Annotated in this window: 26 protein-coding genes, 1 tRNA gene and 1 pseudogene; 19 read left to right on the plus strand and 9 right to left on the minus strand. The window is 60.9% G+C overall.

Translation table 11 applies throughout. The features are described from left to right. Window positions 1–261: 261 nt before the first annotated feature. From rdgB to rph, 3 genes and pseudogenes are all read right to left on the minus strand, one after another. Complete coding sequence (rdgB, locus tag DNA98_RS17975) at window positions 262–873, minus strand: RdgB/HAM1 family non-canonical purine NTP pyrophosphatase (protein WP_233493024.1); 612 nt, start codon at window positions 871–873, stop codon at window positions 262–264. Window positions 874–978: 105 nt separating this feature from the next. Continuing rightward, window positions 979–1,527, minus strand: a pseudogene (locus tag DNA98_RS17980) (non-canonical purine NTP pyrophosphatase); the annotation flags it as partial. Between the two features lie 21 nt (window positions 1,528–1,548). Next, complete coding sequence (gene rph, locus DNA98_RS00755) at window positions 1,549–2,256, minus strand: ribonuclease PH (RefSeq protein ID WP_110524616.1); 708 nt, start codon at window positions 2,254–2,256, stop codon at window positions 1,549–1,551. A gap of 130 nt (window positions 2,257–2,386) precedes the next feature. On the opposite strand from rph, the gene DNA98_RS00760 reads away from it, so the two are divergent. Beyond that, a tRNA-Thr gene (locus DNA98_RS00760) sits at window positions 2,387–2,461 on the plus strand. Window positions 2,462–2,558: 97 nt separating this feature from the next. On the opposite strand, the gene DNA98_RS00765 is transcribed toward DNA98_RS00760, so the two are convergent. The 6 genes from DNA98_RS00765 to DNA98_RS00785 all read right to left on the minus strand — a co-directional run bounded on the left by DNA98_RS00765 (window position 2,559) and on the right by DNA98_RS00785 (window position 7,301). Next, window positions 2,559–3,722, minus strand: coding sequence for a site-specific integrase (locus DNA98_RS00765; protein ID WP_110524618.1), 1,164 nt, complete (start codon window positions 3,720–3,722; stop codon window positions 2,559–2,561). Window positions 3,723–3,756: 34 nt separating this feature from the next. Further along, entirely contained in the window at window positions 3,757–4,623 is an 867-nt protein-coding gene (locus DNA98_RS00770; protein ID WP_110524620.1) for a hypothetical protein, read from the minus strand. Next, window positions 4,577–4,816 carry a hypothetical protein gene (locus tag DNA98_RS17585; protein WP_129865539.1) on the minus strand — a complete coding sequence of 80 codons (240 nt, stop codon included), beginning with the start codon at window positions 4,814–4,816 and terminating at the stop codon, window positions 4,577–4,579. Before DNA98_RS17585 ends, DNA98_RS00770 begins: the two co-directional genes overlap by 47 nt. A gap of 70 nt (window positions 4,817–4,886) precedes the next feature. Then, window positions 4,887–5,699, minus strand: a complete 813-nt coding sequence (locus tag DNA98_RS00775) for a PEGA domain-containing protein (protein ID WP_110524622.1) — start codon at window positions 5,697–5,699, stop codon at window positions 4,887–4,889. 171 nt (window positions 5,700–5,870) lie between these two features. Next, window positions 5,871–6,686 (minus strand): type I restriction enzyme HsdR N-terminal domain-containing protein, encoded by an 816-nt coding sequence (locus DNA98_RS00780; RefSeq protein ID WP_110524623.1) that lies wholly within the window; start codon window positions 6,684–6,686, stop codon window positions 5,871–5,873. A gap of 96 nt (window positions 6,687–6,782) precedes the next feature. Further along, on the minus strand, window positions 6,783–7,301 hold the full coding sequence (locus tag DNA98_RS00785) for a S24 family peptidase (protein WP_233492986.1): 519 nt from the start codon (window positions 7,299–7,301) through the stop codon (window positions 6,783–6,785). A gap of 228 nt (window positions 7,302–7,529) precedes the next feature. On the opposite strand from DNA98_RS00785, the gene DNA98_RS18450 reads away from it, so the two are divergent. The 18 genes from DNA98_RS18450 to DNA98_RS00875 all read left to right on the plus strand — a co-directional run bounded on the left by DNA98_RS18450 (window position 7,530) and on the right by DNA98_RS00875 (window position 23,394). Further along, window positions 7,530–7,763, plus strand: a complete 234-nt coding sequence (locus tag DNA98_RS18450) for a helix-turn-helix transcriptional regulator (protein WP_110524626.1) — start codon at window positions 7,530–7,532, stop codon at window positions 7,761–7,763. Beyond that, window positions 7,760–7,993, plus strand: a complete 234-nt coding sequence (locus DNA98_RS00795; protein ID WP_110524628.1) for a helix-turn-helix domain-containing protein — start codon at window positions 7,760–7,762, stop codon at window positions 7,991–7,993. The genes DNA98_RS18450 and DNA98_RS00795 overlap by 4 nt, the downstream gene beginning before the upstream one ends. A 42-nt stretch (window positions 7,994–8,035) precedes the next feature. After that, window positions 8,036–8,350, plus strand: coding sequence for a hypothetical protein (locus tag DNA98_RS00800; protein WP_110524630.1), 315 nt, complete (start codon window positions 8,036–8,038; stop codon window positions 8,348–8,350). Beyond that, window positions 8,347–8,610 carry an SAM-dependent methyltransferase gene (locus DNA98_RS00805; RefSeq protein ID WP_110524632.1) on the plus strand — a complete coding sequence of 88 codons (264 nt, stop codon included), beginning with the start codon at window positions 8,347–8,349 and terminating at the stop codon, window positions 8,608–8,610. Before DNA98_RS00800 ends, DNA98_RS00805 begins: the two co-directional genes overlap by 4 nt. Before the next feature lie 111 nt (window positions 8,611–8,721). Beyond that, the gene (locus tag DNA98_RS00810) at window positions 8,722–8,925 is read left to right on the plus strand and encodes a hypothetical protein (RefSeq protein ID WP_110524634.1); all 204 of its coding nucleotides are present in this window, start codon (window positions 8,722–8,724) and stop codon (window positions 8,923–8,925) included. Between the two features lie 114 nt (window positions 8,926–9,039). After that, window positions 9,040–9,570 (plus strand): hypothetical protein, encoded by a 531-nt coding sequence (locus DNA98_RS00815; protein ID WP_129865538.1) that lies wholly within the window; start codon window positions 9,040–9,042, stop codon window positions 9,568–9,570. A gap of 63 nt (window positions 9,571–9,633) precedes the next feature. Beyond that, window positions 9,634–11,367, plus strand: coding sequence for an AAA family ATPase (locus DNA98_RS00820; protein WP_129865537.1), 1,734 nt, complete (start codon window positions 9,634–9,636; stop codon window positions 11,365–11,367). Next, entirely contained in the window at window positions 11,367–11,702 is a 336-nt protein-coding gene (locus tag DNA98_RS00825; RefSeq protein WP_110524640.1) for a VRR-NUC domain-containing protein, read from the plus strand. The genes DNA98_RS00820 and DNA98_RS00825 overlap by 1 nt, the downstream gene beginning before the upstream one ends. Continuing rightward, entirely contained in the window at window positions 11,699–14,392 is a 2,694-nt protein-coding gene (locus DNA98_RS00830) for a DUF927 domain-containing protein (RefSeq protein WP_110524642.1), read from the plus strand. The genes DNA98_RS00825 and DNA98_RS00830 overlap by 4 nt, the downstream gene beginning before the upstream one ends. Window positions 14,393–14,722: 330 nt before the next feature. After that, entirely contained in the window at window positions 14,723–15,553 is an 831-nt protein-coding gene (locus DNA98_RS00835) for a hypothetical protein (protein ID WP_146237968.1), read from the plus strand. 106 nt (window positions 15,554–15,659) lie between these two features. Beyond that, complete coding sequence (locus tag DNA98_RS00840) at window positions 15,660–16,127, plus strand: hypothetical protein (protein WP_129865534.1); 468 nt, start codon at window positions 15,660–15,662, stop codon at window positions 16,125–16,127. After that, the gene (locus tag DNA98_RS00845) at window positions 16,120–16,551 is read left to right on the plus strand and encodes a hypothetical protein (protein ID WP_174719984.1); all 432 of its coding nucleotides are present in this window, start codon (window positions 16,120–16,122) and stop codon (window positions 16,549–16,551) included. The genes DNA98_RS00840 and DNA98_RS00845 overlap by 8 nt, the downstream gene beginning before the upstream one ends. Continuing rightward, the gene (gene terL, locus DNA98_RS00850; protein WP_110524648.1) at window positions 16,463–17,815 is read left to right on the plus strand and encodes a phage terminase large subunit; all 1,353 of its coding nucleotides are present in this window, start codon (window positions 16,463–16,465) and stop codon (window positions 17,813–17,815) included. The genes DNA98_RS00845 and terL overlap by 89 nt, the downstream gene beginning before the upstream one ends. After that, window positions 17,812–19,242, plus strand: a complete 1,431-nt coding sequence (locus DNA98_RS00855) for a phage portal protein (protein ID WP_129865533.1) — start codon at window positions 17,812–17,814, stop codon at window positions 19,240–19,242. The genes terL and DNA98_RS00855 overlap by 4 nt, the downstream gene beginning before the upstream one ends. After that, on the plus strand, window positions 19,226–20,617 hold the full coding sequence (locus DNA98_RS00860) for a hypothetical protein (RefSeq protein ID WP_110524652.1): 1,392 nt from the start codon (window positions 19,226–19,228) through the stop codon (window positions 20,615–20,617). Before DNA98_RS00855 ends, DNA98_RS00860 begins: the two co-directional genes overlap by 17 nt. Next, on the plus strand, window positions 20,614–20,868 hold the full coding sequence (locus DNA98_RS00865) for a hypothetical protein (RefSeq protein ID WP_110524654.1): 255 nt from the start codon (window positions 20,614–20,616) through the stop codon (window positions 20,866–20,868). The genes DNA98_RS00860 and DNA98_RS00865 overlap by 4 nt, the downstream gene beginning before the upstream one ends. A 21-nt stretch (window positions 20,869–20,889) precedes the next feature. Further along, complete coding sequence (locus tag DNA98_RS00870; protein WP_110524656.1) at window positions 20,890–21,078, plus strand: hypothetical protein; 189 nt, start codon at window positions 20,890–20,892, stop codon at window positions 21,076–21,078. A 69-nt stretch (window positions 21,079–21,147) separates the two neighbouring features. Continuing rightward, window positions 21,148–23,394, plus strand: a complete 2,247-nt coding sequence (locus tag DNA98_RS00875; RefSeq protein WP_110524658.1) for a phage major capsid protein — start codon at window positions 21,148–21,150, stop codon at window positions 23,392–23,394. Window positions 23,395–23,396: the final 2 nt, after the last annotated feature.

Consider the following 23,396-nt stretch of genomic DNA (forward strand, 5'->3'; position numbering starts at 1 on the left):
AAAACCTCCTACCCGAGGTGCTCAGCGATGAACGTAGCATAGGGCCTCTTTTGGGATTCGTATAGCCTGGGCTCAACTAATGTGCCCTGGGCGATGCCGGCTGCTACCGCTAGGAACTCGTCGCTGGCGCTACAGCTCGCGGTTCGCCAAGACCTCACCCGCGGGTGACGCCTCGCTTGATGCCGCTAGCCGAACCGGGGACGACCCCCTTTCCGCTGCCATGCCGCGCCAAACCGTAGACGGGATGGATGTAGCAAACCCCTACTCGAGCGCCACGATTTCCCGGGGGGGCGGGCCGTTTCGGTGCGCCTCGAGCAATGCGCGTAGGGCTTTACCCCGGTGCGAATAGCGGGCCTTTTCCTCCAGGCTCATCTCGGCGAAGGTTTTTCCGGCTTCGGGCACGTAGAAAAGAGGATCGTAGCCGAAGCCGCCTTCGCCGCGTGGCGCTTCCAGGATGAGGCCGTGGGCTTCTCCGCGGTAGGCCTCGAGGTGCCCATCCGGGTAGGCCAGCACCAGCACCGCCACGAACCTGGCCCGGCGCTCCTCGCCCTTGACGTGCTTGAGGCGGTCCAGCAGGTAGAGGTTGCGCTCGATGTCGCTGGATTTGCCGCCGTAGCGGGCCGAGTACACCCCGGGCTCGCCCTGAAGGGCTTCCACCTCGAGCCCCGAGTCATCGGCCAGCGCGGGTATCCCTACCTGCTTGGTGGCGAAGGCGGCTTTGAGCATGGCGTTATCCTCGAAGGTCGAGCCGTCCTCGTGGGGCATCTTGAAGGGGTAATCCAGCAACGAGAACAACTGCCAGCCCAGGGGGGCTAGGCCTTCGCGCAGTTCCTTGAATTTTCCGGCGTTGGAAGTAGCTACCAGGACACGCATAGGAAGAACAGGTGGGGGACTGGGGGGGTCGGGTTTGGCGACCTCGGGTTGGGGCTTGGTGGGCTCGGATCGGGGGTTGAAGGCTGCCTGGGCTTGTACCAGGCGTTCCACTGCCCGCCGCCAGGGAGAGACGGCTTCGCGCTCCTCAGGGGTCATGTCGGCTAGGGTCTTGCCGATTTCGGTGACGAAGAAAAGGGGATCATAGCCGATTCCGCCCTGACGCTCCACGCGCTGAAGGATAAGACCGGCGACCTCGCCCTGGAAAACCTCGAGCGCCCCGGAGGGCTGGGCCAAGGCCACCACCGTGATGAAGCGGGCCCCACGGCGCTCGATGGGCAGGCCGCGCAGCCGCTCCAAAAGGCGCAGGTTGCGCTCCAAGGCGGTATTCCAGGGGCCAAAGTGCACCGAGTAGTGCTCGAGCTTGCCGTTTACCTGTAGCTCGAACACCGACTCATCGGCAATGGCCGGGATGCCGCTGGCTTTGGCGGCGGCGGCGGCCCGCACCAGGGCGCTATCTAAAGGGCTCAGGTGGGGCACTTCGGGGATGGACACCTGCACTTCAGCCAGCGAGATCACCTGCCAGCCCAGCGGGCGCAACAACTCTTGGAGCCGCTGGGCCTTGCGGGGGTTGGTGGTGGTCGCCAGGACACGCATTCCTCTTTAGCCTACCCAATTTCAGGGGAGCGCTTGGTGTATACGGCGCACCAGCTCAGGGATGAAGCCTAGGCCGATCTCGAGCATCTGCTTGTACACCGGCTGGGGTACTGCCCGGCCTTCACCCCCGCCGTGCACCTCGATCACCTCGCCTTCTTTGGTCGCGACGACGGTCAGGTCGGCCCAAGCATTTTCGTCTTCCACATGGGTGAGATCCAGCAGGATGCGCTCCTGGCCAAACCAACCCAGGCTGATGGCGGCAAATTCCTGCAAAGGCCACTCGTCCAGGGCCCCCGAGCGCACCATCCTATCGAGGGCTTGGTGCAAAGCTGCATAGCCCCCGATCAGCGAGGCCACGCGGGTTCCTCCGTCGGCCTGGAGCACATCGGCATCGATCACCACCGTCTTGCCGGGGAGCAAGCCGAGGTTCAATACCGCGCGGAAGGCCCGGCCCATAAACCGCTGGATCTCAGCGGTGCGCCCCGAGAGCTTTTGCCGTTCGCGTTCTTTGCGCTCCTTGGTAGAGCGGGGTAGTAGGTTATACTCGGTCATCAGCCAGCCCTCGCGCGATTTGACGTGGCGGGGCACCCCGTCGGTGAGAGAGGCTGTGACCAGCACTTTGGTATGGCCCAATTCTACTAGCGCCGAACCTTCGGCGTAGAGGTTATAGCCGATTTGAATGGAAAGCGGGCGCATCTGAAGGGGAGTACGGCCGTCTTTACGGTTCATCTAAGGCTGAATGGTACCACGTTGAGGCCTAAAAATGCGCGGGCTCGAGGGGGGGTAAGAGCTGTCGCTTGCTTCCCGAGCGTGGGACCGCTAGAATACCTAAGCGTTCGCCCTTAGGCGGACCGGTCTTGCCGAAGTAGCTCAGCGGTAGAGCACTCGATTCGTAATCGAGCGGTCGTGGGTTCAAATCCCACCTTCGGCTCCAAAAAAATATCCGTGTAGAACGATGTAAAATGTGATAACCGGGAGTTGCAATGACTCCCGGTTATTGATTCCTGACGGCAACCTGACGGCAACGCTCCTTAAGCGGTGGGTCTGTCCTCCCTGGGGCCAAGCAACTCACCAACGGCCAGGGCGGCTTTTTTACGCTGCGCCCTGAACAGATGTTGGTACGTTTGTTGGGTGAAGGCTACGCTGGCGTGCCCTACCCGCTCTGAGACTACCTTGGGATCAACCCCGGCCAGGGCCAGCAGAGAGACGTGAGTATCCCGTAAATCATGGAAGCGAATTTCTTTGACTTTAGCCCGCTTGATGATGGCTAGAAACTCCCGACGCAGGTTGCTCGGCTCGACGGGGGTTCCCACAGAAGTTGTAAACACCCAGCCCTCGTCAGCCCAGGCGTCCCCTATCCCCAGGCGATCCTTTTCTTGCCGCTCCCGATGTTGCTGCAACACCTCAAGCACATCGCTTGAAACGTCTACCGGACGGCTCGAGCGGTACGTTTTAGGGGATTGAACAACCCGCTTGCTGCCAGCTTTGGTGAGGTTTTGCCGCACCCAGATCGCGCCTTCCTGCCAATCAATGTCCGCCCACTTCAGCCCTAGCAGTTCGCCTCGGCGCATCCCGGTCATGAGGGCCAAGAAAAAAAGGGCATACAAGCGGGAGTGTTGAGCCTCAGCCAGGAAGCGCCAGACTTCCTCGGGCGTCCACACCTCACCGGTGTAGCGCGGTGCCTGAGGGGGCTTGACCCGGTCCGCTGGGTTCCAGGGCAACAATCCCCAACGCACGGCGTCCTCGAGCGCGGCGTGCAAGGTCCGATGCACCAGCCGGACGGTCGTTGGGGAGAGGGTCTTAAGCCGCTTGGGGTCATTGGGGTGAATGCGCTTCTTAAGCAAATCAGCGTAAAGGTGAGTCAAGTGCAGCGGCTGTAAGCGCTGCACCGCTATATCCCCCAATATAGGGATTGCGTGTTTCTCAAGGGCGACTTTGTACCCGTAATGGGTGGTAGGTTTGACCCGGCGCTCTACTGAAGCCAGCCAGCGCTCACAAAACTCTTTGAGGGTGATCCGGTCGGGGTCAGGGAGCAAATTGCGGCCATAGGCCACCAGCAACTCAGCTAGCTTCTTGGCGGCTTCTTTGCGGGTCTTGGCGTACCCCCGGTGGCGCTTACCGCTGATCATCAACGAATACTCGTAGCGCCCGTCTGCGCGTTTGTAGATGGTGCCTTCATTGTTGGCGCGTTTCATAATAGGGGTTGTTCAGTGGGGGACGATTGACGATCTACTCGATCGGCTGCTCTATGTAAATAGCCAAAGGCTCAATTATCGCGTCAAACTCGCCAATGATGGTGGGTAGCAATGCCCCAAGGTTTATGTCGGCGAAGAGGTTGATATTCCTAGGCTCTACGCTTTTCTGAGGTAAATAACCCACCAGCGTGATCAGCTGATCCCCCGCGTAGCCCGCCCGGAGCTGCTCAAGGGTCAAACGTAGATGAGTGAGGTTTAGAGGAGCAGCAATGGTCCTAGTTTTTGTATGTACTACCAGCGTCAGCGGGGTAAAGGCTGTGGCTTTGAAGAACCGCGCAAAAGCTTTGCCATTTTTGGTCATTGATTTAAACGTCTTTGCCAGTTCGCCTTCAAAGAGAGGCGCCAGGTCCTCAGGGTGTTGAAAGAGTTCGAGCACTGGAGCTAGCTCCACGAAGCGGCCAAACCCGGTACAGCTGACGATTCCGGGACTCAGCTGCACATCGGCGCTCCGGATCAACTTGCGTTTGAGCAGCTCAGCCTCCAAATCGAGGTAGAGGTTGTCGTGAGCCACCCGGATTTCGTCGAGGCCCGTCGAGGCGGCTTGGTAGCGCGTTTGGCCGCCCCGAACCAGCTTGGTGGTTTCTGATTGAGCCCTCTCGCCTTCTACCCCTAAGACCCCAGCGCCCGCTTTGCCCGAAGCCTTTTGCTCGATCTTCGTCTCTTTCTCATACCCCAAGGGTACATCCTGCGTCGCATCAGCCGAAAACTCGCGCAGTTGTTTGAGGAAAGTGTAGCCCCCATTGAATTGCGAAATATAAGAGGCTACCCGGTAATCGTCGAGATAGAGAAAGTGTTTAAGAACGCCCGAATCGCTCCCGAAGAGATCGAACGCGCTGCTCATGCTCGGCCTCCATCCGGGCGCGCCGACTCTGCTGATCTTGCTCGAACTGAGCTGCCAGCGCTTCGAGATCCTCCGGTTTTACCCCAGCCTGACGAAAACCTGCTTCTAGCCCCTCGATCATGGCCAAAGTTACCCGGCTGACCTTGCGGGTGAGCCTTTCGAGTTCGCTTTCCGGGGTAGGCTTGTGGGGCATAAAAATCTCCGTTCACCATTTATACCACCTTAACTAGAGAATCTGTAAGTGGTTTGGTCACTCTCATTGATCAAGACCCACACGCGTACTTGTTCCAAGTTTTGCGATCTGTGTACCGATATGTGCTTCCCCAAAACTCAGCTAGTTCAAGTTGGGCGGTGCGCATAGCCGGGTTATAAGTAGCAATTACGCTGAAAGGGCTGGTTTGACCGTTAAGCACCGGCTGGTAATCTATAAGAGCATCTTGAGAAGTAATGAACTCGTCGTTTTTGGTGAAGAAAGAAACTTTAGCAACAACTTTATCCAAGCTTTGGCCTGACACGTTTGTCACCCTACCCTCGGCCTTTACAAAACTGTCGCTAATCTGGCTCCAATGCCAATCCTCAATGATAAGTTGTATACCTGAGCAATTTGCTTCTTTTTGTGCCGCCAGTTCAGCGGCCTGCTTTTCAGCGGTGATCTGGGCCAGGCTCTTAATTTGGTAGGTAAAGGATTGATTGCTCCCAGCGGTCACGCTGACTATTTTAGTTAGTGTGTCATAACCAGGCTTGCTGATGGTAACTGTATAGTCTCCAGGCGGTAAATTACCAAATTTGTTTGATCCCGTTGCTTTGCGGTAGTAATTATTCGGGCCTTGAACGGTAACGCGAGCGTCGCTGGGGGTTACAATAATTCGCAACGAGCCAGGACCCTGTTTGGCCGCAATGCTTGGCTTGGGAGTAGTAGCTGTAGTAGAACCAGGAGTCATAGCGACTAGAAGCGAGGGATAGACTAATAGCCATAAGATTGCTCCTAGCACCCAGCCCCAACGTTTCCCCTTGGGTTTACGAAAAGCGAAAACCAACAACCCTATGAAAACGATTGGCCATAAAAGGTATAGCATATCTCCCTCCAAAGCTTCACCTAATCTATTTTGAATTTACATCAATGTTCGCCCAACTTAGGGTCATTTACCATTCAGCGTTTCAATCCTCACTCGAGCTTTCGCCTAAGTACAGCTCTGGTTAACTGAAGCCAAAGGGTTGCGGCGGGGGGTGGGATGGGAGGGCATAAGTCAGTTCGTGGGTTTAAATTCTCCTTCTCCAAGGTTGTTGTCTGTGGGCGTTTCAGCCGCTTTCGGTTTTGCTTTAGTGCGTTTGCGCCTAGCTTCAAGCTTTTTGAGCGTTTTAGCAGCTTCGGCTGCACGCTCACCCTCGAGCGCTTCTCGCTTGATGACCTCGTTCACCAGGACCCGCTGAATTTCATCAAGACTTAGCTTTATATCTGGATTGAAGTGACGGATCTCTTTACGGATAACTTCAAGAACCGGCGGAGTCTGTAGCAGAGCTGCCATGAAGAAGCGGTTGGCAAGTTGCTGCTGGGCGTAATACTGAGGGAGGGCGGACTTGCTCAAGCCTTCTCGAGTAAGCAAGTACAAGGTGTCTACATGACTGGCCAGGCGAGGATTGAACTCAAGCAAATTGACTTCGAACACTAGCTCTTGGGTGATTGGCTTGGCAAAGATCACGCGATAGATTCGCCAAATTCGCCCATTGGTTAACGCAACCCACTCAACGCCTTGATTGGCCGCATAATCCACGGCTTGCTTGACGTGCTGGTCTTTGAGCTCGAGGCCAATAGCTTTGACCTCGATAAGCATCTGGATCGCTCCATCTGTACGAATCGCCAGGTCACAGTATGTGCCTCGGATGGCCAGTTCAGAAGTGATCTCTGAATACTTGTCAAACCCAAATAGCTCTTGGAGAATGTCGGATACGATCATAACCGTATCTGACTCGTTCACATCCCGGGTATAGGCAGAATTAAGGACGGGTATAAACCGCTTGAGGGCCGCACTAACACGCTCAGCCACCTTTTTAGGGGCATTCATAGATTCCTCCCACTAACACAGCTGTTATATAAAGGTTCTTCATATTTCTTTGAACTTACACCAATGTTCGCCTATCGTCAGGTCATTTACTCTTTCCTACCGTGCCGGTCTCCACATACCCAGTACCACGCCATAAATGCGGTCATACTCTCCCATCATGACGGGCGCGTAGGCGGGATTATCCGAGTACAGCATGGGCTGATTCCCAGCGTACTGCAACCGCTTGAGGATGATCCCATCCCCGTGCTGGTGCACTGCCACCACCCGGCCCGCCTCGGGTTGCCCCTCGGTCCAGCACACCACCACGTCGCCATTGAGGTAAGTGGGGCTCATGCTGTCGCCGCGCACCCGAACGGCAAATAGCTCAGACTCCGGTTTACCCCGCAGCTCGGGGAGGTCGAGGGTGACAAACTCCCCTCCCTCGTTCCACATTGGGAGGCCCGCTCCGGCATCTACTATAGGGATGCGGTAGCGGCGGACGGGGAGGGCGTCGGGGGGACGGGAGAAGCCGGGAAGCTCGAGACCGGTTTCTCGAGTGAATTGCTCGGGGGTCCATTGGAGAGCGCGAAGAAGGCGTTCTAAAGTAATGGGCTCCTTAGCCCACAAATAACGCAAAGAGCTTTCAGGATTGGGCAATACCTGAGTAGCCAACCACGATGCGCTTTTCCCTGCCATACGGGAAACTTTAGGCTGCGATAAACCTAAATCGCGTATGCGCCGACGAATAGCATCTGCCGCTTGATCCTCTACCAAAACCATACCTCCCCCTTTGATTGTTAGTCTAGCTGACAGCCTGTCAGGGGTGTTGACTGATCGTAAGCTTTGTGTCAGTATGGCTGATAGATGACCAGCAACTTAGGCAAACTGATCAGAAAGGCCCGTCGTATGCGCGATCTAACGCAAGAAGAAGTAGCGCAGATGGCCGGGATTTCTCGATCTTTAGTGGCGAGCATAGAAACAGGAATCAGTACCCCTAGCTTGGCTACACTGAAGAAAATAGCGTTGGCACTGGATATTCCTAGCTCAGAGCTATCAGCAGCACTGTTGATAGAATCCAAACAGGAGGCCCCCCGATGACTGACCCCACCCTCATCTGGCAAGTAGCCGAATCCCTCGGCTTTGGCCGCCGTGTGACCTACACCCCGGATGAGGTAGCAGCCATTTTGCGCATGGGCCGCAGGCAAATCTACGAGCAGATTCGCTCGGGGCATATCCGGGCTGTCCGCAACGGTAGCCGCTGGCTCGTACCAGTCAATGCCATTGCGGAATTCGTTGGGGCTGAACGGGAGGCGACAGCCCCCCGATAAGGCAATCCCCCCGGCGGCTCCGGGGGGGGAAAGGAGGATCAAATGCTCAAGGACAGTATAGCACAGGCAGACAAGGCGCGGCTGGAGTGGATGCTGCAGCAGGTCGAGGATCACGTAGCCCGGCTGCGCGAGGAGCGCTCGCGGTTGGCCCCGGACAGCCTCGAATGGGGCTGGGTTGACGAGGCCCTGTTCGAGGCCCGGTCCCTGCGGCGCAACCTGCGCACCGCCCTGCGCATGGCCGGATCGCTATTTGAATGCGAGCGTTGCGGTGCGATCCATAACCCCGAGTGGGTCGCAGCGTATGGCCTCCGCTGCGATGCCGAGTGCGACGGTCGGCTGAGGGAGGTGGAGGTATGAAAGAAAGGCTCGAGAAGGCCCTACGGATTGCCCTACATCGGGCTCATGGCGGCAATGAGCAATACGCCTTGTTTTTGGTCAATAACCTCGAGGACGACGCCGAGGCCCCAGAGTACGCCGCCCGGCCCTATCAGGGCTGGCAGGACGCTAAGCGGCTCATCAACGAGATTGAGGCCCTCGAGCGCTCAGACGGCATCGAGCACGTGCGGGTAAAGCGCCCGCTTCGGGAAGCCTACCGCACGGGGGAGTTCTATGCGTAAGCGCTTCGACTGGCCTGCTTTCTTCGCGGCCTTCTTCCTGGCCCTTATCGCCTGGGGGCTGGCCTTCGGCGTCCCCTGGGGCCTGGATTGGATGGATCGGAGGCTGCCGTGATGCCCGACGACCTCCGCGATTTCCGCCGTTTCCGCGCGGTATATGGCGCGGGGCAGTTCCGCTGGGATCGCCCCGCCACCACCCCGGCCAAAAATCCTCGAGAGACCAACACCTGCCAGACCTGGACCGAGCGGCAGGTGTTGCGGCTGGCGCGGCTTGATTCTGATCGGCCAATCGCGGCGAATGCCGCTGGCAATGTGTAGCCCCAAGGGGGCAAAAGGAGTGTGTGTATGCCGTTTGTGATGGGAAAACCGCAACAAAACGATTTTGGCACTGAAAGCGTGGTCTTCCCCCCCAACACCCCGCTCGAGTTCACCTTGGAGAAGATCGAGGCTGGGCTGTATGAGCCCTTCAAGCCCGACGGTAGTCGGGATCAGCCTTATCCCCATTTCCGCTTCACCTACAAGGATGCTGAAGGAGATATCTACCAGACTCAGCCGATGCGTTTCCCTCGGGCGTTCCAGTTCAACGAAAAGGCCGGCTTTTGGAAGCATGTAGGGGCCCTTTTTGGCCGCCCACTCACCGAAGAGGACGCTGGAGCTGTGGAGATCGATCTGGGGCCGGGCTTCGACACCTGGGAGGACGTGCTATCCCGAGATAAGATGCCTAACTTGTTTGCCAAAAAAGACGAGGTGCGCCCGCTCCAGGTCAGGAGCATCAAGGTCCACGGCAAGGAACTGATCAGCTCCGATAGCAAGGTGCTTTTGGTGTTCTCCACGCAAAAGAAAAAAGACAAAGACGGCAAACCCAAGCGTGACAGCAGCGGCGAAGAGATCGAATACAGCAAGCTCGAAAACGTATTGCCGATTTCCAGTGGTGAGAGCGGCAAGAAGAAGCGCCCTGTTTAGGAATCCCGCAAGCCCCTACCCAGGATTTTGGGTAGGGGCTTCTTGACGCTCGAAGGGACGACTATGGACCATAGCAAACTCACCAAACTCACTGGGGTGGGGCCCGGTTTGGCCGAGCGGATCGCCAACCACTTTGGGAGTGAAGCCGAAGCCTTGGCGGCCTTGTCTGAAAATCCTTATCGGCTGATGGAAGTAGAGGGCATCGGTTTTCGTCGGGCTGACCGCATCGCCCAGGCGCATTTTGGGATTTCCCCTGATGACCCCATCCGACACGGCTACGGCAACGACTGGGTTTTGCGGCAAGCCGGGGGGCGGATGCCCCTCGACCTCTACCAGGCCAGACGAATGGAGATCGGACTTTTTGATCGTCGGCACGAGCTATGGGGAGCTTTTTGTGACATCCTCCTAGAACCTGATTTGCAAGATTCCCCGGAGTTTGCACAGTACGTTTGGCTGGAGCCCGAGCTCAGGGCCGAACAAAGTTTGGCCCGCTTTTTGGGAAAGGCAACGCGGCCAACCACTAACCCTTTTATCATGCCTAACGGCATTCCTACTTATCTAAACGAGGCTCAGGTAGATGCGGTATTAAAGATGTCCTGCCCCGGATTTGTCCCCGCTCTTTGCGTCACGGGCGGGGCAGGAACCGGTAAAACCACGGTGATCGCTGAGGCAGTGAGGCGGTTAGGGGCCGGGGCAGCAAGAATCATGGCGTTTACGGGAAAGGCCGCCCAGCGGGTCAGGCAGGCGCTCGCCGAGCGTGGTTGTGAGGATTTTGCCGAAGTCAGCACACTGCATCGCGGATTGGATTACAAACCCGGGGAGGGATTCCGCAGGGAACGCTTTACGGAGTCCGTTGTAATCATCGACGAAGCCAGCATGGTGCCCAATTGGCTGCTGGCCCAGGTAGTGGCGCGGCTAGAGCCCTCGGCAACGTTGGTGCTAGTCGGCGATGTGGCTCAGTTGCCACCAATAGACGCCGGGTTCCCCTTCAAAGACTTTATCGACGCTGGGGTTCACACCGTAACTTTGACCCAAAACTATCGCCAGGAAAACCAGCGGGAAATTTTTGAGCTGGCCGAAGCAGTACGAACTCGAGCCCTCCAGCCCCCACCTTTGCACGCCTCGATCTGCGCCACCAATCTTTCTGCCTACGAGTTCAACTACTGGTGTGAAGCCTTGCTCGACCCGGGTCGGCTACCCCCTTTGCTGGACTGGCAGGCCATCACGTACAGAAACGCTGACCGCGAGCGGATCAACCTGGAGTTGCAAAAAATATTCAACCCCCACGGGGGGAAAGCTTTCGAGTACTGGCCCCGCGCCCTCCCCAGGGAAGAACGAGCCCCGATCGCGGTGAAGACGGGGGACAAAATCGTGGTGCGGGCAAACATTTACTCCCTGGAGGTGATGAACGGTCAGACCGGGATTGTCCGGGATGTTAGGCTCGACCGCGAAACCTACGAACCGGTTTCGGTAATTGTAGAAATTGAAGGGCGAAGTGTAGAAGTTCCGTTGGAACTGGCTCCAGATCTTCTCGAGTTGGGCTATTGCATCACCACTCACAAGGCCCAGGGGTCAGGGTGGAAGGAGGTGTTTATCTTGCAGCCGGGGGCAGTTGGTTTTGACTCCCGGCGCTGGTGGTATACGGCGATCTCGCGAGCTGAGGAACAGCTCGCGATCCTCACTCAAATGGGAACCAAGACCTGGTGGGCCAACGCCACCAAGCCTATGCCCTCCGAGCCGAGCAGCTTGCTCGCGCGGTTCCAGCGTTACGCCTCCCAGCCGGTGGGGGTTCGTTGATGCCCGGGGCCATGGATATCCACAGCTTCCGCCGTCGTCTGGCTGAGGCCATGAGCGAGGCGGAAATCCAGCAAGGGATTGTGAGGTACTTACGGGCTACGGGCTGGGTAGTGTTGGAGATCAAAGGTAACGCCCGGCGAGGGGGGACGGTATTTCAGACTAAGGGGATTCCTGACCTCTACGCCGTGCGGAAGGGGCGCAGCTTGTGGCTCGAGGTCAAAAGGCCCGGCCAGAGACCACGCCCCGAGCAAGAAGCGCTCCATGAACGTTTGCGCCAGGAAGGGTGCGAGGTGCACGTCATAGACGGGGTCGAAGCACTGGAGAGGCTGCTATGACCGGGATTTTAACTCCTCCTACCACCTACGCCTTTTTCCAGCACCTCAGGCTTCCGGAGGAGCGCGGGTTTTTGGAGTTTCGCGCTTTGCCTTCTAAAAAGCAGAGTTGGCAGGAGTGGCCCCCGCCCGAGAATTTTGATGGGCTTTATGAGTTTCCTCGTGAAGAGATCTACTTCGGGGTTCTCTTGCGCGATACCCGTAAGGGCAACGCCGCCCACGTACGGCAAGGCAGTGTTGCTTGGCTCGAGCTGGATTTAGCAGGGAGCCTTTACCTTCCCGATTGGGACAAGAAGAGCGTGAAACAGGCACCCCCCGAGATCCTTCGCCGGAGCGCGGAGCAGCTTTGGGCGGACCTGGAACCCGAAGCTCGAGAGCTGGGGCTACCCCCGCTGGCCGCCGTGTATAGCGGGCAGGGGCTACATGTGTACTGGGGGCTCACCACTTCCCAGGAGGGGAAGTGGCTGGAGGGGCTCAACAAAAGCTTGATCAAGCTGTTTCGCTCCTATAACCCCGAGGAGTCCGCCTACGACCGCGCCAGAATCCTGCGGGTTCCCGGCACATGCCACAGTAAAAACCCCCAGCGACCGCTGCCGGTCGAGCTACTGTACCTGGGTGACGAGCGCCTCCCGCGAGAACGGCTGGAGGCAATTCTGCAGGTCGAGGATCCTCCGGCGCTTCCCCCGTCGCTGGAGCGGGCCATGCGAGCCGGGCTCTCCCCCTGGGAACCCTCCGAGCACGATTTACGCTTATTGGTGGAGCACTGGCATGTCGGTGAGCGTAACCAGAAGGCCATGGCCTTTGGCGGATGGTGCGCCTCCCACGGGGTGCCGGAGAAGGTGGCGCTGGATTTGGTAGAGCGGATTTGCCGCGAGGCAGGGGATGAGGAGCCCGCCAACCGCCGCAGCGCGGTGGCCAACAGCTACCGCCGATATCAGCAGGGGCTGTCGATTCTGGGGTTTTCCAGTTTGCGCAAAATGGTGCCTGGCCTGGAGGGGAAAGGCCGAGTGAGCTTGGGGGTGCTTTCCGCCTCCGAAAGCGAGGCCCTGGAAGGCGCCGTCCCTGGCGAGAGCCTATCCCTCCCTCCCGAGTACCGCCTGGACGAGGCGGGGCGGCTGGTAAAGGTCGAAGTGCGCAGCACCCGTTGGGGGATCGTGGAGGACATAGAGCTACTGGCCCCCCGCCCCATTGGGGTGCGCGAGGTGTACACCGATCTGGCCACCGGCGAAAAGCACCTGCGGCTATTCTGGCCCGACCTGGATGGCACGGTGGTAGAGAGGCTGGTACCGATGGGGGAGGCCATGACCCGGCAAGGGCTGTTACGTTTGGCCGCCCAGGGGTTGCCAGTGGACGAACCCAACGCTGCCCAGCTGTCGCGCTTTTTACAGATGTACCTCTCCCACAACCGCTGGGCGCTACCCCACCGGCGAGTCACCTCGCACCTGGGTTGGCAGGGGAAAACGTTCATCCTGCCCGGCGGCGAGGTGGAAGTGCTGGAGGTGGATCCCGAGCCTTGGCGACCAAGGGGCAATCTAGAAGGGTGGCTGGAGGGCCTGAGAGCCCTTCTAAGCTGGGGGGTGACCCCGGCCCTTATCGCAGCAGCCCTCAGTGCGACAGCGCCTTTGGTGCGGGCCGCACGGCTGGTCAAGAACCCCATCTTGGCGTTATCCACCACCAGCCATTCGGGGAAGACCACGGCGGTGTACTTCGCGCTGAGCATCTGGGGGAGCCCGGAGTACAACGAAACGCTTTACCTCGAAGACGCCACGGTGAACGGATTGATGGGTCGAATGATGGCCCGCCAGGATCTGCCGCTAGGTTTAGACGACTTACAACGCTATGACGACCGCAAAGTAGGGGAACTGGTGCACTTGCTTTCTGGAGGCGCCGAAAAAGCCCGGCTTAAGCGCGATGGCAGCGAGCGCCCGGCCCGGCGGTGGCGAGGGGTGGCCTTGCTCACTGGCGAGGTGAGCGCATTGCGGGAGACATTGGGTTCAGGGGCGGTGAACCGGATGGTGGAGCTCGATGACTACCCTCTTGGCGTGGGCAAAGGACCGGAGGGGGCCGAACGTTCCCGAATCCTGCGCGAAGCGGCTCAGCATTGGGGGCAAGCCCGCACCCCGCTGCTCGAGTTGTACGCCGACCTCAACGTGCGGGAGGTAATCGATGTCTTAGGCCGATTGGCCCTGGAGACCGGCGCCCCGGCAGATATGACCGACCTGTGCGGGTTGGTGGGGCTAGGGGTACAAATCCTTCAAGTGCTTGGAGGGTGGGAGGGGGAGAGCCAGGATGAAGCGGCTGTGGCCTACCTGGCCCGCAGCCTGGTGGAGCTACGCGAGCGGCACGGCAGCCTGGCAGGGCGGGCGATGGAGGCGCTGCGCGACTTTCTGCGCAGTTATGCCGGAGCTGGCGACCAGCCGACCGATGAGATCCGGGTACGGGAGGAGCTACAGGCGTTTTACAAGGGAGGGGTTTGGTTTATCAACCCTAACGGACAGGAGGTGGAGCGGGTCATGCGGCGGTATGGGGGGTTGGAAGTGCATCTGCCGGAGTGGGCTCGAGCTGGGTGGATTGAGGTGGAGCAGGTAGAGGGGAAACGGCGCTATAAGGTGAAAACTCGCTACAAGGGCGAACAATACCGCTGGGTAGCTGTTCCTATGGTTTATGGCGAAGAGAATGAGAATGGAGCTTAAATCGGGGCCACGTGGCCCCGTAGTGGCCCCGCTAGTGGCCCCGGGGAATTCTGTGTGTAGGACAAATAAAACACATAGTGTTCCCACTGGGGCCACTCTTTATATCACCCCTATACGCGTGAAACGGGAGGTAGAAGCCCCCCCATCTATTAAGTACTTAAGTACTTTGTTAGTACGGGGGGCAAAAATTTTTGCCGAATTTTTGTTCTGTAAGTTGGTTATTTTGGTGGCCCCAGTGGCCCCGTTTAGAGTTTTTATCGATCAGAACGAGGTAAAGGCGGGGCCACTAGCGGGGCCACTACGCTCCCACTGTGGGACAGGGGAACCTTTATGACTGAACCCACCCCCCTCCTCCGCATTGCCCGGTTCTGGGGCTCCTCCCTCGCTGAACAATGCCGCCAGTTGCAACCAGAACCGCCATTGCGCCGAATGGTTGGAACGCTATGCCAGGACTGTTTGAATGGTTTGGAAAGCCACGGCCTCCGCCCTCCGATACATTTGCTCAAAGAACTGCGGGCCAATCCTCAGAAAAAGCGCTACGCGCTTTTGCGTGGCTGGTTAGAACGGTATCGGCATTGGCGCGAGCTGATTAAAACCCCCTGGACGGAACGCGGGGCCATCCATCAAGAAAATCAGGCAGCCCGGGAAGATCTGGGCTGGCAAATTTACCTGGTGGAGTCGCTGATTCAGGAAACTCCCTACCCAAACACTGCCTCTAGCTGGATAGAAATGCTCATCGGTCTAGAAAAGGAGGAACCTATGCCCATTCAAGGGGTCGCAAACACCAACTCGCGCCTGCACGATCTGGCCGAGATCGAGCGGGCCATTCACGAACTGCCCGGCCAGGTAGAACCTTGGGACGCTGGCTACAAAATGCTCTACACGTTGTTGTTGGACATCCGCTGCGCCCTTCAGACCCACGGCCCCCGGCACGATTCCACCAGCCTTGAGCAAGATCCTGTCGAAGCGCTCCCTGATTATCTGGAGATGTACCGGGAGTATTTGAGTAACTTGAAAGATCCGGACGGAGCTCGAACTGACGACGAGATGCGATATGGGGCTCGGTTGGCTTGGCGAATCTGGCAGATGCTCGAGCGCCAAGGGGCTGCCTACGAAGATTTAGCAAAGCGAATGGCAATATCTGACCCTTCTGCGGCCTAGCCGCGAGGTACCGCCAAATGCTATCAGGTCCGATCCCTGAAAGCGACAAAGGATGGGAGTAGCTAGCCCCTGGGGAGCGGCGGGGGCGACTATGAGGGGGGATTGATTGCGCTATACTGAATCCATACACCCCGCTTTAGGGGAAACGGCAGGAGGAACTGCCATCCCCGAGGGCGTCTTGCTCATCCCCGGTAGACCTCAATCCAAGCTCGGCACCCCTGAGTTCGAGCGCTGGCGCATGCACGCTAGCCGGGCCGTGCTGGATCAGATCGAGCGCTCGCCGCTGATCCCCGAGGGTTTTCTCGAGCTGCAACTCGACCTGTACTATCCCCTGGAGATGGACCGACCGACGGCCAACGATCTGGCCGAGCACCGCATCCCGCGCATCACGGCGGCGGCTGAGCCGGTGCTGATCGCCCTGTCGGGGCTGCTCTTCCAGCGCCGGGGGCAGATTAGCAGCTTGAGCGTTACGCGGATTGTGCGCCCTTCCAGCGCTCTTCAGGAAGAGTGGGGGGAAGCTTGGCGTAGGGGTGGGGTGCGGGTGCGGTACTGCGCGGAGGAAAGCAATGGCTAGGGTGTTTAACTACGAGCGCGCTGCCACGGTGCTGGCTGAGACAGCGTTCACGGATGAGGCAACAGTATTGCAGCGCTACGGAATATCGTTGATGACGCTACACCGCTACCGTAAGCGGATGCAAAACGATCCTAAATTGTTACAATTTGTTGTTACTAAAAAGTCTGCCCTCGAGCGCGAGTGGGCCAATGAGCTGGCCCCCGCTATCCGCGAGGCCATCCGCTTCCTCCAGCGCGCCGCCCGGGAGGCTGACCCTGGCGACCCCAACGCGATCCATGCGGTGGCGGGGGCGCTGAAAATTCTGTCCGAGGTGTCCATGACCAAGGAGGTGATCGGTGCTCGACTCGCTGGAGCGGATAGAGCGCAGCGTGCGGAAGCTGGAGCGGTGGCTCCCTCGCAGCCTCCCATCCACGCCCAGGCCTGACGCTGAGGGACTCCTGGAGTTCATTCCCCGCGTCAGCCCCCACCTCGAGGCCCCCCGCCACCTCGAGCCGGTGGTGACGGCCCTCGAGCGGGCTGAGCGGGAGCCGGTGCGGGCCGTGATTAGCACGCCCCCGCAGCACGGTAAATCCACGGTGGTGCTGCACTCGCTCATCTGGCGACTGCTGCACGACCCTACACGCCGTCATGCGTACGTGACCTACGCTTCCCAGTTCGCCCGCGACCAGATGTATCAAGCCGCGCTATTAGCCAGGGAAGCCGGGTTAGCCCTCGAAAGCGAATCCCTCGACCGCTGGCGCACCGCCCAGGGGGGAGGAGTGGTGGCCACCGGCATCGGCGGGCCGCTCACCGGCTACGCCGTGGATGGGGTGCTGATTGTAGACGACTATGTGAAAAACCGCCAGGAGGCGGAATCCTCCACCCACCGCGAGCGCACCTGGGCCTGGTTCACCTCTACCGCCCTGACCCGCGTACACCCCGGAGCGTCGGTGGTGGTGGTGGCTACTCGCTGGCACCCCGACGACCTGGCCGGGCGACTGATCGCCGAGGGCTGGCAGTGGGTCAACCTGCCGGCCATCAACGAGGCGGGAGAGCCCCTGTGGCCTCAGCGTCGCCCCCTGCAGTGGCTCGAGGCCCAGCGCCGCCAGATCGGTGAGTACGACTGGCATGCGCTCTACCTGGGCCAGCCCAGGCCGCGGGGAGGCACTCTGTTCCGCGAGCCCACCTATTACGACCAACTGCCGGTAGACGGCTATCGCCGTGGGCGCGGGTTCGACCTGGCGTATTCCACCCGCACCCACAGCGATTACAGCGTGATCCTCACCGGGCGCTACCTCGAGCGCGAGGGCGTGCTCTACCTCGAGGACTGCTGGCGGGCCCAGGTGGAGGCTCCGGTGTTCGCCCGCAGGGCCAGTATGGACCCCAGCCCCATGTACATCTACGCTCACGGAGTGGAGCGGGGCGCGGTGGACCTGTTCCGCCGCGATCACCGCCTGCCCATCGTGTTGCGCGACGCAAGCCGGGCGGGGGACAAGTTCACCCGCGCCCAGGCGGCCATCGCCGCCTGGAACGAGGGGCGCATCCGGGTGCCCAGGAGCGCCCCCTGGCTCGAGCAATTCTTGAGCGAGCTAGCCGCATTCACCGGCCTGGACGATGAGCACGACGATCAAGTGGATGCCCTGGCCGCGCTGTGGGACGGGCTGAGCCTGGCGAGTGATTGGCAGGTGAAAGGAGAGCAAGCCGGATGAGCCTAGAACGTTTTGACGTGACCGGTCAGAGTGTCGGGTGGGCCGAACCGCCCCCCCTCGAGCTGCGCCTATCCCCCGACGCGGCCACCAACCCCCGCATCGAGGAGAGCCTAGCCAGCCTCACCGCTTTCGAGGCCAGCCCCATTCCCTGGCCGCTGGACCCCGCTACCCTGATCGACGTCTGGTACGGGAGCCCCTGGCTGGGGGCCATCGGGCGGCTACTAGGGGACGCCCTGGCCTCAGCCCGCTACGACCTCGAGCCCATTCCTCGCCGCCCCGACGGGACCCGGCTGGGGCGGGGGCCGGGGCAGACCCCCCACGACGAGCGGCAGTACGACCAGGGCATGGCCTGGCTGGAGCGCGAGGACCTGGGGCAGGACGGGCTCAGTCTGTACAGCCTGCCCGAGCTAGCGCGTACTCTGGCGCTGCATCTGGATCAGACGGGCAACGCTTTTGTGGAGGTGGTGCGCGACCGGGCCGGTCGCGCCCCTGTACGTCTGGTGGTGCTGCTTCCGCAATTCGTGAGTTACGTGCTCCGCCGCGAGGAGGGCATCCGCAGGCCGATGCTCTACCAGCTCGATCCCTACTGGGGCCAGCAGTGGTTCGTGCCGTTCGGGACTCGTAAAGCCTGGGCCCCCGAGCGCGAGTTCCTCCACCAACGGCTACCCAACAGCGTGAGCAACGTCTACGGGCTGCCGCCCTGGATCGAGGCCCGGCAAAGCGTCGAAGTGGACAACGCCCACCGGGCCTACCTGCGGGGCTTCTTCCGCTCTCACGCCGCCCCCCGCTGGCTGGTCGAGGTCACCCAGGACCCAAGCTGGAGCGGCCCCCAACCGGCGCAGGAGCAGGTGGATCAGGTGCGGGCCCTCATCGTCAACTACCTCTCAGCCAACGCCGGGGAGATGGCCGGGCGGAATCTGGTGCTCTCCTATCCGGGGGGCATCCTGGTGAAGGTCACCCCGATGGACCAGAAGATCGAAGACCCCACCTTCGGGACCACCGCCAGCAACGCCCGCGATGAGATCATGGCGGTGCGCCACGTGAGTCTGATCAACCTGGGGCTTCCCGAGGGCGGCTATCGGGCCACCGCCGAGCAGCAATCCGACAACTTTGACCGGCAGGTGCTCGAGCCCTTCGCGGCCCCCCTGCTGGCGATGTTCAATCGGGTGCTGCGCACTCCCCCGCCCTCTGGGCTGGGCATCACCGACTACCGGCTGGTGGCTGAGTTCCGTGATGTGGACATCCTGCAGCAGCGCATCGAGGCGGTCATCAAAGCCGCTGGGCGCCCCATCCTGACCGGTGACGAAGCCCGTGAGCTGATCGGCTACGAGCCGCGGGGGGACGATGAGGTGCTGGTGCCTGCCGGGCTAGTTCCGGTAGGAGGACTAACTCCCCCACCCGGCCCCGACGATGGCAGCCCGGAATAGCCCCCGCACCAGCCGCCGCCATCTGGCTGAGGTGGAAGCGGCGGTGGCTGAGTACGCCAAGCCGCTCTGGGAACGAGTGGCCGCTTGGCGGCTACGCTGGCTGCGCTTGGTGTTGCGCCGGATACGCCCCGACCTCGAGCGCTTGATTTCCATTCGCACCCCGCCCCCCGAGGCGGTGCTGCTCGAGCAGCTCATCCGGCAAGCAGCGGTGCAAATTCCCCAACCGGACGCTACCGACCTGGCCCCTGACCTGCTCGATCTGGGGCGGAAGATCGCCCTGCAATACGGCTTCCTCCCCAACGACCCGCGCACGGCAACGCTGGAGAAAGAGTTCAAAGCCCTGCTCCAATCCGACCTCTCGAGCTACTGGCGCACCCTCACCGACCCGGCTACCCTGGCCCGGCGGTTAGCCGAGCTGCGGGGGGAGAACAAAACCACCGCCCAGATCATCCAGGCTGTGCAGCGGGAATACGGAGCGGAGTTCTATTCCGCCGAGCGCCTGGTCCGGACGCTCTACAACTCCGGGGCCAACCGCGCCCAGTACGAAGCGCTGCTGGCCCAGGGCTATACCCACCTGCGCTGGCTCACCGCGCGGGATAACCGGGTGCGTGCGGCTCACGGTTCGTCGAGGTTTGACCACCGCCGCATGGACGGGGTGACCGTGCCCATCGGTGAGCCCTTCGTCACCCCGGCGGGCTCGAGGCTGCGGTACCCCGGTGACCGCAGCCTGGGGGCTCCGGCGGGGGAAGTGGTGAACTGCCGGTGTACGGTGGTGGGGGTGGTGCTCGAGGGTACGATGAAGGGCGTGGAGCGAGAGCAAATTCAAATTGGCGTGCACGTTCTCGCCTCCAGCAGCGTGTTGTCGCGTAGTAAGACCAAACAGGTATTCCGTGCCATCAACACCGCAGGATTGGAAGGGTTTTTGCGGGAACACCCTCTGGCTCGGTTGGATGTGGTAAGGGCCCAGGTAGTAGGGGGCCGCCAAATTAACGGGGAGTATGACGAGCAGACGCAGGAGTTATGGGTCAATGCACGCAGGAGCGAACGGACCTTCGCTCAGCCGTTCAAATTGGGGGCAACTCCCACCGTATCCGCTTTGGCCCCTACCCTCTTAGAGGCCATCCAGCGCAGCTTGATCCATGAACTAGCACACCACGTGTTCAGCCGAAAAATCTTCGCCACCCCACTTGAAGGCGCTGTTATAGAAGCTGCCAAACTGGGCACACCGCTCACGTTCCGCGCCTCGGTGGGCACCAAGGAGTATTTCGCGGAGTGTTTCGCGGCATATACCTACGAACGTGACCTGCTCCAAAAGCATGACCCTGTCGGCTATGCTATGATCAGAAAGGTTCGAGAGGAGTTGGGTTTACCATGACCCTTGCCCATAACCGCCCACGCCCCCAAAAGGCCGACTTCGAGCGGCTCAAAAAGCTTTACCTTGAGGTAGAGGAGCTTCGTGCTGCGGGCTGGTGGGACCGGGCGGCGTTCGACCGGTTGTGGCCTCAATTCCTGGAGGCGGTGGGGGACGAGGGGGACGAGCTCGAGCCCCTGCTGGTGCATTCGCCCCGTGAGTGGTATAGCCAGTACGTTCAGGTTGAACGGGGGCCTGAACTCGAGCGCCTGTAAGCGCCTTAACCCAAGACCGCCATGTCGGAGAGCTTCGAGGAATGGAAAGTCGCTGCGCCCCAGGAGCATTACCAATACCTGGTGCGACTGGGCTTTTCCGAGGCCGAGGCCGAGGCCATTAGCGGCCTCATCCCTGGCGAGTGGGTTCGTGCCTCCGAAGTTAGGGCCGACCCCCTCACCCCCGAAGAACTCGCCACATACGAAGATTGAATGTGCTATAGTTAACTCATACATCCCCCTAGGGGAAGGCCCACCGGGCACCTCGAGGGGGATTTTTCTTTGCTCATTCGTTCCCACAACCCCACCCACCGCATCCCGCTGCAACTGCGGCAGCTACGCCAGGGCGTAGTGCTGGTGCGGGCCAGCAACGACACGGTGGTGGATGAGTACGGTACCACCATCACCGTCGAAGCGCTGATGCGCGACTGGCTGCCGGCGTTCTTGCAGCACCGCACCATCTCCTTGCAGCACAACCTGCCGGAGCTACGGGGCATCCGGGGAAAGCCCTTCGTAGGGCTGGCCCGGCGGGTAGACTTCGCCCCCCAGCTCGAGGTGGAGGTCGAGGTGCTGGACCCGGAAACCCAAGCCCTGGTAGACGCGGGCCGGATCACCGGGGCCAGCCTAGAGTTCGTGCCCCTCGAATCCCGCACCCAAGCGGTAGGGGGCAAAGAGAGCGAGGTTTACTACCGGCTGGCCTCCGAGCCGGAGCTGGCCGGGCTGACCCTCACCGACCTTCCGGCGGTGCCGGGGGCGGAGGTGCTCGAGATTCGGGCCGACATCCTGGCCCCCTGGCAGTTTGCGGTGGTGGACCCGGCGGTCTTCGAAGCCCGCAGCCTAACAGACGCGGCGCGGCTGATGTGGTTCCCCCACCATGACGCCCGCACCCACGCGGTGGACGAGGGCCTGCTCGAGCGGGCCCTCTCGGATCTCGAGGCCGGGCGCTTCGAGGTGCCCGCCACCGCGACCCTATCTCGCGAGGAGGTGGCCCGCCGCGCTCGAGCCCACCTACAACGGCACACGGCCCTAGGCATCGGTATGCGTACTACGGAGGAAAACATGGAAGCAGAACAGGCCCAATCCCAAGCTCCTAACCAGGAGCGCAGCCAGCAGGTTGACCTCAACATCAACCTCGACTTTCGCACCCCCGCTGAGCGGGCCGCCGGTGTGGCAGAAACCCCCACCGAGCGCGCGGCTCGGGAGCAGCAGCCCCCGGCCCTCGAGCGCTGGCTTCAGGCCCGCACCGCCCAACTCGAGGCCGAGGGCACCCCGCCGACCCAGGCCGAGGCCCAGGCGCGGCAGGAACTCGAGGGCAACCCTGAGCTTCGGGAGCGTTTGGAAAGCGCCGAGCGTGAGCCCACCCTCGAGGAACGCGCTGCTCGCGCCGCCGCTCAGGCCGTCACCGAAGCTCTATCCCGCTTGCCCGAGCCCCCCCTGGCGGTGGTGACCGACGGGGGCGTTTCGGTACGTTCGCGCCGTCAGACTACCGACGAGATTCTCTCTGAAGTGCTGGCCCGCTCGGTGATCCCCCAGCTTCAGCGGCGCTCTCCCACGCCCACCGAGCGGCAGGAAATCGACAACATCCTGCGCCGCAACGGGATTGACACCCGCGCCATCAGCGTCGAGGCCAACGGCACGGTCGTTTACAACGAGCTGGCCCGGCAGTTCGTGGTGCGCCCCGAGCCCGACATCATCGCTCGCAACCACTGGGCCAGCGTGCCGATGGGCGGCACCAACAAGCGCACTTTCCCCCGCTTCGATCGGGGCGGCATCAGCCACACTTGGGGGCGCACCTCCACCACCGCCATCACCGAGAGCGACCCCACCCTGGACACCTTTGAGATCGAGGTCACTGAACTTAACTCCAAGGTAACGGTGCCGGATAGCTTCAGCCTTTTCAACGCCCAGGGGCCCAGCTTCATTCAGAGCGTGCTGCTCCCAGCCATGCGCGGCGCGGCCCAGTACGAGGAGGACCGGGCGTTCTTTCTCTCTAACGGCGTAGCTCCCAACCCCACCAAGATTCTGGGGCTGCGCTACAAAACCGGCGTGACCGTGGTGGCTTCCTCTGCTAACGGCGACGCGTTCACCCAGGACATTCTCACCAGCTTGCTGCGGGCCATGCCCGTGCGCTATCGCAGCGACGTCAATCGGCTGGCGTACTATCTGCCGGTAGCCCTGGGCGACGACTACGGCGACATCCTGGCCGCTCGGCAGACCCCTGGAGGGGATGCTTGGCTGCAGCGCTTCGCCAATCAGCCCGGCCCCATGCCCATCGGCGTGCACCGGGGCATCCCGATTTACTCCGTGCCCCACCTGCCCACCAACGAGACCCAGGGCAGCAGCAGCAACGCCGCCACCATCTATCTGGTGCACCGCGATATTCCGGTGATCGGGGACGCGCTTTCCATCCGCATCGAGCCCTACCGCCGGGAGAACTTTATCAACGTGCTGCAGCTGCAGGAGTTCGTGGGCCTGGGCTACCAGTGGCCGGATGCCATCGTGCGCCGCTCCGGCGTGCTGCCCAAGTAGGG

This window comes from Meiothermus sp. Pnk-1, assembly GCF_003226535.1.
Classification (GTDB): Bacteria; Deinococcota; Deinococci; order Deinococcales; family Thermaceae; genus Allomeiothermus.